This window comes from Micromonospora sp. ATCC 39149 (assembly GCF_000158815.1).
Lineage (GTDB): Bacteria > Actinomycetota > Actinomycetes > Mycobacteriales > Micromonosporaceae > Micromonospora.
This window is the reverse complement of sequence record NZ_GG657738.1, coordinates 6364614-6374189: the sequence shown is the minus strand read 5'-3', so window position 1 is coordinate 6374189 and position 9576 is coordinate 6364614. Positions and strand designations below refer to the sequence as shown.

The 9576-nt window shown below is 71.6% G+C and carries 8 protein-coding genes and 1 pseudogene; 2 read left to right on the top strand and 7 right to left on the bottom strand.

The window, feature by feature from the left end:
- Positions 1 to 715, bottom strand: a pseudogene (locus MCAG_RS35380) (alpha-galactosidase); the annotation flags it as partial.
- Positions 716 to 1042: 327 nt separating this feature from the next.
- A complete protein-coding gene (locus MCAG_RS27535) occupies positions 1043 to 2026 on the bottom strand; it encodes a substrate-binding domain-containing protein (RefSeq protein WP_036375552.1) in 984 nt (327 codons plus the stop codon).
- A gap of 75 nt (positions 2027 to 2101) precedes the next feature.
- Here MCAG_RS27535 and MCAG_RS27530 point away from each other — a divergent pair, with 75 nt between their 5' ends.
- Complete coding sequence (locus MCAG_RS27530) at positions 2102 to 2323, top strand: GXWXG domain-containing protein (RefSeq protein WP_007076224.1); 222 nt, start codon at positions 2102 to 2104, stop codon at positions 2321 to 2323.
- Positions 2324 to 2350: 27 nt separating this feature from the next.
- Here MCAG_RS27530 and MCAG_RS27525 read toward each other — a convergent pair whose 3' ends face one another.
- Entirely contained in the window at positions 2351 to 4180 is a 1830-nt protein-coding gene (locus MCAG_RS27525) for a long-chain fatty acid--CoA ligase (protein WP_036378110.1), read from the bottom strand.
- A gap of 218 nt (positions 4181 to 4398) precedes the next feature.
- Positions 4399 to 5532, bottom strand: coding sequence for an epoxide hydrolase family protein (locus tag MCAG_RS27520; protein WP_198141790.1), 1134 nt, complete (start codon positions 5530 to 5532; stop codon positions 4399 to 4401).
- A gap of 84 nt (positions 5533 to 5616) precedes the next feature.
- Between MCAG_RS27520 and MCAG_RS27515 the strand changes: the two genes are divergently transcribed.
- Positions 5617 to 6642: a YafY family protein gene (locus tag MCAG_RS27515; protein ID WP_007076221.1), complete on the top strand. Its 1026-nt coding sequence runs from the start codon at positions 5617 to 5619 to the stop codon at positions 6640 to 6642.
- Here the strand turns inward: MCAG_RS27515 and MCAG_RS27510 are convergent.
- Genes MCAG_RS27510 through MCAG_RS27500 form a run of 3 tightly spaced genes read right to left on the bottom strand, consistent with a single transcriptional unit; the run spans position 6630 to position 9536 of the window.
- Positions 6630 to 7742, bottom strand: coding sequence for a hypothetical protein (locus MCAG_RS27510; RefSeq protein ID WP_007076220.1), 1113 nt, complete (start codon positions 7740 to 7742; stop codon positions 6630 to 6632). The two genes, MCAG_RS27515 and MCAG_RS27510, sit on opposite strands and share 13 nt — an antisense overlap.
- Before the next feature lie 2 nt (positions 7743 to 7744).
- A complete protein-coding gene (locus tag MCAG_RS27505; protein WP_007076219.1) occupies positions 7745 to 8305 on the bottom strand; it encodes a MaoC family dehydratase in 561 nt (186 codons plus the stop codon).
- Positions 8295 to 9536, bottom strand: a complete 1242-nt coding sequence (locus MCAG_RS27500; protein ID WP_007076218.1) for an aminotransferase class I/II-fold pyridoxal phosphate-dependent enzyme — start codon at positions 9534 to 9536, stop codon at positions 8295 to 8297. Before MCAG_RS27500 ends, MCAG_RS27505 begins: the two co-directional genes overlap by 11 nt.
- Positions 9537 to 9576 lie beyond the last annotated feature (40 nt).

Below are 9576 nucleotides of genomic sequence, written 5' to 3'. Positions count from 1 at the left end.
CCCCGTCGAGCCGTTCGCCGACCTCCCACCGCCAGGGCCCGTTGTGCTCGATCTGCCAGAGCCAGGCGTGTCCGCTGTCCCGGTCGACGATGCCGCCGGTGGGCAGGTGGACGCCGGTGGACCAGGCCCCGGTACTGACCACGGCGAACCGGCCGCGACCGTCCTGGCCGTGCATGGCCAGGTTGAGGTCGGCGGCGGCGGTGTCGCGCAGCGGATGGCGGGTCCAGCGGCCCTCGCCGAGCCACTCGCTGTCGCCGCGGACCAGGTCGATGTTCTCCATCGGGTGGCCGAGGAACCCGGCGGCGAAGGACGTGACCCCGAGCAGCAGCAGCGGTTGCGTACCGTGGTTGGTCACGGTGGTGCGCACCTGCACGGCGCTGGTGTGGTCTGCCGAGCGGAACACGGTCCGCGCCAGCAGGCCGGTCTGTTCGTCCCGCAGGTCGACGTGGAGTTCGTGCCACTGTCCGTCGCGCCGCTGCTGGCTGCCGGCGTAGACCATGCGCCGGCCGACAGCGGTCTCGGAGAAGCGTTGCGAGACCCGGGCCCGGCCCTCGCCGGCAATCAGCAGCTCCACCATCGGTTGGGTCGCCCGGATGTGGTGTCGCCGGTCGCCGTCGGACAGGGCCCGGACGGCGACCGGGCCGTCGGCGGAGATGTCGATGGTCAACTGCAACGCCCGGTGTCCCCACACCAGACTGGTGTCGCGCCAGCTCACTGCCTGCTCCTGTCGTTGGTCGAACTCGTGACCGCGTGCCGGGCGGTCGGAACCGGGTTCCGGTGACGGCGGCTGTGGTTGCCGTCGGTGCCGGTCGTGTGGTGGGCGGCTCGGGTCTCGTCGGTGTCATGGGCGTCGCTCGCCTCCCTTCGCGGTCGTGCTGGCGTGCAGGAGCGGCGACACCGGGGCGGTGTGCCCGCAGTGGCCCCGCAGCGGGGCCGGGTTTCTCAGGCCGGACCAGAAGCAAAGGATCTGGCGTGAGGACGAGTGTGACCGGTCACACGGCGCATCGGAAGTAGCGTTGCATTCTTGTTACCAGCAGATGTCCTACCGCCCGCGCGGCGGTGCGGTCGACTCACGGATCACCAGGCGGGGCGCCTCGGGCGTCACCCCGGGCGGGACGACACCGGTCAGCTCGGTGGCGAGCGCCGCCAGGCAGGCCCGGCCCAGACCCGCGAAATCCATCCGAACCGTCGTCAACGCGGGCGTCCAGTAGGCCACCCCGGGAACGTCGTCGAAGCCGACGATGCTCACGTCCCCCGGCACGTCCCGACCCGCCTCGTACAGTGCCCGGCGAACCGCGAGCGCGGTGTCGTCGTTGCCGCACAGGATCGCCGTGACGTCCCCGTCCGCCGCCAGTCGCCGGCCCGCCAGGTACGCCGACCGGGGATCCCAGTCGGCCGACAGGACCCCCGGCACCGGGGCACCGGCCTCCTCCAACGCGCCACGCCACCCCGCCTGGCGTGCGCTCGCGACCGTCTCGGAGGGAATGGCCACGTGGTGGACCGTGCGGTGCCCCAACGACAGCAGGTGCCGCGTGGCGTCGGCCGCGGCCTGCCGCTCGTCCAGGAAGATCATGGTGCGCTCGCTGCCCGGCACCCCACCGGCCTCCGTCGCCGCGACCGCCGGCACGTCCGGCGGCAACGCCCGCAGGACGTTGGCGCCGGCCGGATCGAAGGCGACCACGATGACGCTGCCCGCGCTGGGGTCGCTGACGTACTCGACGGCGTGGCGCACGTCGACGTCCTGGTCCGACTCGACCGCCCGGACACCGACGGCCAGACCAGCCAGCCGGGCGGACTCCTCGATGCCCTGCAACGTGCTGGCGTACCCGTACAACATGGTGTTCGCGGTCACCACGGTCACCGCGTTCGCCCGCCCAAGGCCGAGCGCCCGGGCGGCCCGGTTCGGCCGGTACTGCAACCGGTCGATGGCATCGAGCACCAGCCGGCGGGTGTCCGGCCGCACCTTGGGGGAATCGTTGAGCACCCGCGACACCGTCTGGTAGGAAACCCCCGCCGCGGCCGCCACGTCACGGATACTCGGAACGGCATCCCGCCCCTGCCGGGCCTGCCTGCCGGAAGACGGTCGCATCACCGCACCAGCATGGCGGTCACCCTGTGCCGGGTCAAAAACCCGACGTCCCGCCCTTACCGGGCGGGCACCGCGGAATCGGGCTGGACCCACCACCCGATGGAACGGCTGCTGGAGCGCTCCCGCTGGCACGGCAAACGGTTCGAGAGCCCTTCGCTTCCCCGACTGGCCCACCTGCCCGCACGGCTCCCCCACCCGTTCACGTTCGTCCTCACCCGTGACGAGGCGCGGTGAGGGCACCGGGCAGCAGATGTGGTTGCGTCAGTGGCCCTGGTAGAGGGCTTCGACGTCGGCGGCGTACCGTTCGATGACGACGTCGCGCTTGATCTTGAGAGTGGGGGTGAGTTCCCCGGCTTCCTCGGTGAAGTCCTCGGGCAGGATGCGGAACGTCTTGATCTGCTCCGCCGTGGACACCGTCTCGTTGGCCCGGTCGATCGCGGCCTGCACCTCCTGGCGCAGCTCCGGGCTGTCCCGCAGCTCGGCCACGGAGGCGTCCGGGCGGTGGCGCGCGGCACGCCAGCGCGCCCAGGCCCACGGGTCGATGGTGACCAGCGCGGCCGCGTAGGGCCGGCCGTCCCCGACGACCAGGCACTGGCTGACCAGCGGATGGGCGCGGACGGCCTCCTCCATCGGGGCGGGGACGACGTTCTTGCCCCCCGCGGTGATGATGATCTCCTTCTTGCGGCCGGTGATGCGCAGCCAGCCGTCGTCCCAGCTGCCCAGGTCACCGGTGTGGAACCAGCCGTCGGCGGTGAACGCCGCCCCGGTGGCGTCCGGGTTGTTCCAGTAGCCGGGGAAGACCACGTCCCCCCGGGCGAGGATCTCCCCGTCGTCGTTGATGCGCAGCTCCACGCCGGGCAACGGCCGGCCGACGGTGCCGATCCGTTGGACCGACGGCGGGTTCACCGTCAACGCCGGTGACGTCTCCGTCAGCCCGTACCCCTCCAGCACGGTGACCCCGACGCCGCGGTAGAAGTGCCCCAGCCGCTCGCCGAGCGGCGCGCCGCCGACGATGGCCGTCCGGCACCGTCCGCCCAACGCCGCCCGGATCTTCCGGTACGCCAGCAGATCGCACACGGCGTGGGCCAGCCGCAGCGGCAGGCCGGGGCCGCCCGGGGTGTCGCGGGCGCGGCTGTGGCGCACCGCCACCTGTGCGGCCAGGTTGAACAACCGGCCCCGGTGCCTGTCGGCCGCCTTGTCCCGCGCCCGGTTGTACATCTTCTCGAAGACCCGGGGCACCGCGAGGATGAACGTCGGGCGGTAGGTGCGCAGCTGTTCGGTGACGCCGGTGACGTCGGCGCTGTGCAGCAACGTGGCGCGGGTCTGCACCATGCCCACCTGGATCAGCCGGGCGAACGCGTGCGCCAACGGCAGGAACAGCACCGTCGACGCCCCCGGGTGCAGGACCGGCGACAGCACGTCGATGGCGGCGGTGACATCGCAGTGGATGTTGCGGTGGGTCAGCACGCATCCCTTGGGCCGGCCCGTCGTCCCGCTGGTGTAGACGATCGTCGCCATGTCCGCACCGGTCACCCGCGCACGACGGGCGTCGACCTGGTGGTCGTCGACGCCCCGGCCGCATCCGGCGAGGGCGATCAGGTCACCGGCGTCGATCTGCCAGACCTGACGCAACGCCGGCAGGTCCGGCCGCAGGCCGGCGAGCATCTCGGCGTGGCCGGGTTGCTCGACCACGCAGCCCGTCGCCCCGGCGTCCGCCAGGATCCAACCAACCTGGTCCCGGCTGGCGGTGTCGTAGATCGGCACGGTCACCGCGCCGATCGCCCACAGGGCGTAGTCGACGAGCGTCCACTCGTAGCGGGTACGGCTGAGCAGGGCAATCCGGTCACCGTGTGCCACACCGGCGGCGAGGAAACCACGGGCCAGGACCAGGACGTCGTCCCGGAACTGCTCGCACGTCACCGGCAGCGCGCTGCCGTGCACCGGCCGTCGGGCGGGCCACCCCCGGGACCCCGGCGCCGGGCGGACGAACTGCACCGCTGCGGGGTCCTCCCGGGCATTGATCCACACCTGCTCGGCCAGGCCCAGTGTCCCGGATACTGCGGGCGCGGTCGCCGTCGCCACGTCCTGCATCGTCATCCCCCTCGCCGCCCGCGGCACAGGCCGGACCCGCCCCGTACGGGTCTGTCCCATCGTGGCGACCCCGTCGGGGGTGATTGCCGGAAATGGCGAAAATGCTCCCGGACCGGGCCGGCGACGGGTAGTGCGACCGGGCGCGCAGACACAGGGCTTCGCGGTCAACGAGGGCCCGGCCAGCCGGTGGGCTGGCCGGGGCGCACACCGGGCCGGTCTCAGTGCAGCGTGCGGAAGAACGCGCGCAGGTCGTCGACGAGGAGGGCAGGCTGTTCCATGGCGAAGAAGTGCCCGCCCCGGTCGTACTCGGTCCAGCGCACGACGTGGTGGTCGCGCTCGGCGAGGCGGCGGACGGTGAGATCGCGGGCCGTGGCGACCAAAACCCCGGTGGGTACGTCGCCGCGACCGGCCTCGTCGCTCCACGCGGCGGCGGTGATGTCCTCGTAGTAGACCTGGGCGGCGGAGCCGCCCGTGCCGGTCAGCCAGTAGAGGGTGACGTTGGTGAGCAGACGGTCGCGGTCGACGGCGTCGTCGGGCAGCCCGTCGTCGGGGTGGTCGGTGAGCCGCTGGAAGTGCTCCACGATCCAGGCGAGCTGGGCGGCCGGCGAGTCGTGCAGCCCGTACGCCAGGGTGTGTGGGGACTTCGCCTGGATCTGGAGGTAGCCGTCGTTGTACTCCGCCATGTCTGCCAACCGGCGCTGCTCGACCTCGGTGAGGCCGTCCAGTTCCCCCTCGGCACCGGTGGGGAAGGTGAACAGCGCGTTGACGTGCACGCCGATGACCCGGTCGGGGGCCTGCCGGCCGAGGGCCGGGGCGACCCACGAGCCGGTGTCGCCGCCCTGCACGCCGTAGCGGTCGTACCCGAGCCGGGCCATCAGCCGCCCGAGCGCCCCGGCCATCCGCTGCGTGCCCCAGCCGGGTCCGGCCAGTGGGGCGGAGAACCCGAACCCGGGCAGCGACGGCACCACCAGGTGGAACGCGTCGTCGGGGTCGCCGCCGTGGGACCGCGGGTCGGCCAGCGGGCCGAGGGTGTCGAGGAACTCGACGAACGAGCCCGGCCAGCCGTGCAACAGCAGCAACGGCGTCGCGTCCGGCTCGGGTGAGCGGACGTGCAGGAAGTGCAGGCGCTGGCCGTCGACGTCGGTGACGTACTGCGGGATGTCGTTGAGCGCGGCCTCGTGCTTACGCCAGTCGTACCCGGTCCGCCAGTACCCGGCCAGTTCCCTCAGGTAGGACGCGGGGACGCCGCGCTGCCAGCCGACGTCGGGCAGCTCCGGCCAGCGGGTGGCGGCCAGCCGTGTTGCCAGGTCATCCAGGTCGGCCTGCGGGATCGCGATACGGAAGGGGCGAATGTCGTCAGCTGCGGTAGTCACGGCACCGAGGTTAGGAGCCACTCAGGTCAGGATCGGTCCCAACCGTCTGGCAGTCTCGCCACCATGGTGAGGTCCTCGGCGCGGCTGCTCCAACTGTTGTCCCTGTTGCAGTCCCGCCGGCACCGCTCCGGCACGGAGCTGGCCGACCGGCTCGGCGTCACCGTGCGCACGGTCCGGCGGGACGTCGACCGGCTACGGGAGCTCGGCTACCCGGTGCACGCCAGCCAGGGCCGCGCCGGCTACCGGCTCGGTGCCGGGGCAGTCCTGCCGCCGCTGCTGCTCGACGACGACGAGGCGGTCGCGGTCGCGATCGGGTTGCGCACTGCCGCCGCCAGCGCGGTGACCGGCATCGACGAGACGGCACTGCGGGCGATGAGCAAGCTGGAACAGGTCCTACCGGCCCGGCTACGCCACCAGGTCGCGGCGGTGCAGCACGCCACCGTCCGTGCCGGGCATCCGGGGCCGACGGTCGGTCCGGACGTCCTGGCCACGATCTCCACCGCCTGCTACCGGCGGGAACGGCTGCGGTTCGACTACACCGACCACCACGGCGGCCGGTCGAACCGGCTGGTCGAGCCGCACACCCTGGTCAGCTTCGCGCGGCACTGGTACCTGCTGGCCTGGGACACCGGGCGCGGCGACTGGCGGTGCTTCCGCGTCGACCGGCTCCGCCCCTGGACCCCGACCGGCCCACGGTTCGCCCGCCGGGAGCCACCCGGCGGGGACGCGGCGGCGTACCTGGCGCGGCAGTTGTCCTTCGGGCCGTGGGCGGTACAGGCGAGCGTGACCATGCACGCACCGGCCGCCGTGGTGACCGAGCGGCTCTGGCCCGGCATGGGCACGGTGGAGGCCGTTGACGCGACGAGCTGCCTGCTGCACCTCGGCGCCGGCACGCCCGGGGACCTGGCGTGGATGGTGGCGGTGATCGGCGTCGACTTCACCGTCGCCGGGCCGCCCGAGCTGGTCGACGCCGTACGCGGGCTCGGCGACCGGTGCCGGCGGGCCGTGCCCGGAGGGGATGTGGACGATGGCGTGGGTCGGCCGTGCTCCTCGCTCGCGGCGGGACACGGGGCCGCTCAGTCCAGATAGTTCTCGGGCCCGCCGACACGGACGGTGTCCAGCGTGACACAGTGGAAGCCGCCACCGAGCAACTGCGCGTGGCGCAGCCGGTGCGGCAGCACGGTGATCCCGCGCCCCTCGAGCGCGGCGATCAGCTCCGGCTGGTCGGCGTCGACGACCGCGTGCTCCTCGTCCACCATCAGCAGGTTCATGCTGATCCAGTGTTCGCTCAGGGTGGGCGGTCCCACCGCGGACCGACGCAGCGGCGGACACCACAGCACATCCCAGTCACGCAGCGGTTCCGGTATCGCGTCCGGCTTGATCCGGCCCGGGTTGAGCAGCACCAGCCCAGGGCGCAGCAAAGCGATGGTGCTGTCGATATGGGTGTAGCCGTAGATCCCGCGCAGCGGGTGGACCCGGATGTCCCCCAGCAGCCGGACGACGGACTCCAGCCAGCGTAGACCGAACTCGTTGCCACTACGCGACACCTGATAGAAGAGGTCGCGGCCGAGCCGGAGGACGTTGGCGGCGTCGAAGACCGGTTCGCTCTCCCCCAGGTTCGGCAGACCGTCCGGGTCGACCAGGTACAACTCGTCGAGCAGTTGCGGGCGGGGCGCGGCCAGCCAGGTGGCGCCGTGCAGCAGGTAATCCTGGAAGAGAGGGCGCAGCCCGAACAGCTCGAAGTAGCGGGACCGCGTCGGGCTGGCGGTCTCGATGATGGTCGAGCCCACCACCAGGGTGAGATCACGCGGGCAGTACGAGGTGAAGCCGGCGCTGCGCCAGTGTGGCGTGGCGAACTCGACGCTGTGGTCGACGATCGCGGGCCGGTGCACGGTCACGCCCAGCCCGCGCAGGCTGGCGCAGAGTACGGCCAGGTCCTCGTTGGTCTCCTCGACGATCTGCGCCGGTACCTCGCCCACCTCGAGCTTGCCCAGCTCGGCCCGGGTCAGTTTCGGAAAACAGCTCAGCCACGCCGACGGGTCGTCCTGCTCCGGGAGACGGATGTGCGTGGCGTCCCCGACGACGATCTCACGGAGCCCGGTGAACTCGTCCCAGGAGTTCACCGCCGGCCGATCGAACGGATCCGGGGCGGACGGGGCTGGCGTGGTGACGGTCCGCTCTGCGGTCACGGTCAGTATCCTGTCCTGTCGTCGATGCTGGATTTCTCCGTCGGCACCAGAAAGCTGCGCTCGAAGGTGAGGACCACCTCGCCGGTGGCCTTGCGGCCGGTGGTACGGCAGCTCACGATGCCCTCGCCCGGTCGGCTTGCGGAGAGCCGTTTGGCGGTCACCTCGCTCTCGGCGTAGAGCGTGTCGCCGACGAAGACCGGGTGGGGCAGGTGGATCCGGTCCCAGCCGAGGTTCGCGATGGCCCTGCCGCTGGTGCTGCGGGCGGTCATCCCGCCGACGATGCTCAGGGTCACCAGGCTGGAGACGAGTGGCCGGCCCCACGGGCCCGCCGCGGCGTACGCGCCGTCGATGTGCAGCGGTGACGCGTTCATGCTCAACATGCTCATCAGCACGTTGTCCATCTCGGTCACGGTGCGGCCGGGGCGGTGCTCGATCACCGTGCCGACGACGATTTCGTCGTAGTAGAAGCCGACCTGTTCGCGGTACCGATTCTCCCCCACCACGCGGTAACCGGTCGGACCGCAGCGGTCCGCCGCCGGCTGCCCTTCCTGTTCAGGCCGCATCGGTCAGCTCCCGCACGTGGTCGGCGAAGGTGGCCAGAACCCCCCGGTCGATATCCGCGCGGATCATGATTCGCAGCCCGGCCTGCCCCTGCGGCACGATCGGGAAGAACACCGCGGAGCTGTAGAAGCCCCGCTGGTACAGCTCCGCGGAGAGCCAGATCGCCCGATCGGCGTCGCCCACGGTGATGCGGCGTACCGGCAGGCCGTTGCCGGCGAAGGAGGTGGGCAACAGTTCGTCGAAGTACGCCACGTTCTCGTGCAGCCGGCGCTGCAACTGGCCCAGCTCAGGTGAGCGGTGAATGGCAGCGCTCGCCAACGAGGCTCCCACCAGGGGCAGGGCCATGTTCTGCGACCAGCCCACCGGCCCGCCGTGCCGGGCCAGAAAGTCGTACATCGCCCGGTCACCGAGCATGGCCACGCCGCCGCCGGTGCCGAAGCCCTTGCCCAGGCTGGTGACGATGACGGTGAGCGGGCTCATGGTCAGGCGAGACCGCACGAAGCCCTCGCCACGCTCGCCCACCAGCGAAAGCGAGTGCGAGTCGTCGATGAAGAGGAACAGTCCGTACCGGTCCTGCAGTTCCAACAGACCGTCCAGGGCGGCGGCGCCGCCCATCGAGTACGCGCCGTCGGCGACGTAGGCCACGCTGGGGTACCGCCTGCAGACGTCCTCCAGGTAGTTCAGGTCGTTGTGGTCGCAGGTGAGGACCAGGCTCTCCTCGGCGCAGATCGGCTTCACGTACGACATGCAGAAGTGGCAGAACCGGTCGAAGACCATCACCCGGGGGCCACCCGGAGCGAGGTGCCCGGAGGCGACCAGGGGCAGAATTCCGGCGGTGAGCGCGCTACAGGTGGTACCAGGGAGCACCTGGGCGCCGAACAGGTCGCCCAACTCCTCCTCCAGCCGGGCCAGCAGTTGGTGCCGGATGCGGGTGGTGGAGGTGACCAGCCAGGTGGTGCCGGCCTCGCGTAGCGCCGACATCGCACCCGCGATCACCGCCGGATGGTGGTTGAGCCCGAGGTAGGCGCAGGAACACATGTTGACGAACTCGCGACCGGTCGCCCGGTCGACGAGCCGGTTGTTCGAGTCACCCGAGGGCGTGTCGACCCTGATCCCGGTCAGGCCATGGTCGGCCGCCGCCTGCCAGACCGGGTCGGCGGTCCGGATCATCTTCTCGGCGTTGCGATACCGGTGCGGCCCGACGACGCTCTGGTGCTCTTCCGTACTCGTCATTTCCCTCTCCCTGCCGATAGGGCCGACGGCTGCTGTCTCG

Excerpts from the sequence above, each read along its gene's own strand:
- MCAG_RS27505 (WP_007076219.1), bottom strand. The coding sequence starts at position 8,305 with ATGCGGCCTGAACAGGAAGGGCAGCCGGCGGCGGACCGCTGCGGTCCG.
- MCAG_RS27525 (WP_036378110.1), bottom strand. The coding sequence starts at position 4,180 with ATGCAGGACGTGGCGACGGCGACCGCGCCCGCAGTATCCGGGACACTG.
- MCAG_RS27530 (WP_007076224.1), top strand. The coding sequence starts at position 2,102 with ATGGCGGTCACCCTGTGCCGGGTCAAAAACCCGACGTCCCGCCCTTAC.
- MCAG_RS27500 (WP_007076218.1), bottom strand. The coding sequence starts at position 9,536 with ATGACGAGTACGGAAGAGCACCAGAGCGTCGTCGGGCCGCACCGGTAT.
- MCAG_RS27515 (WP_007076221.1), top strand. The coding sequence starts at position 5,617 with ATGGTGAGGTCCTCGGCGCGGCTGCTCCAACTGTTGTCCCTGTTGCAG.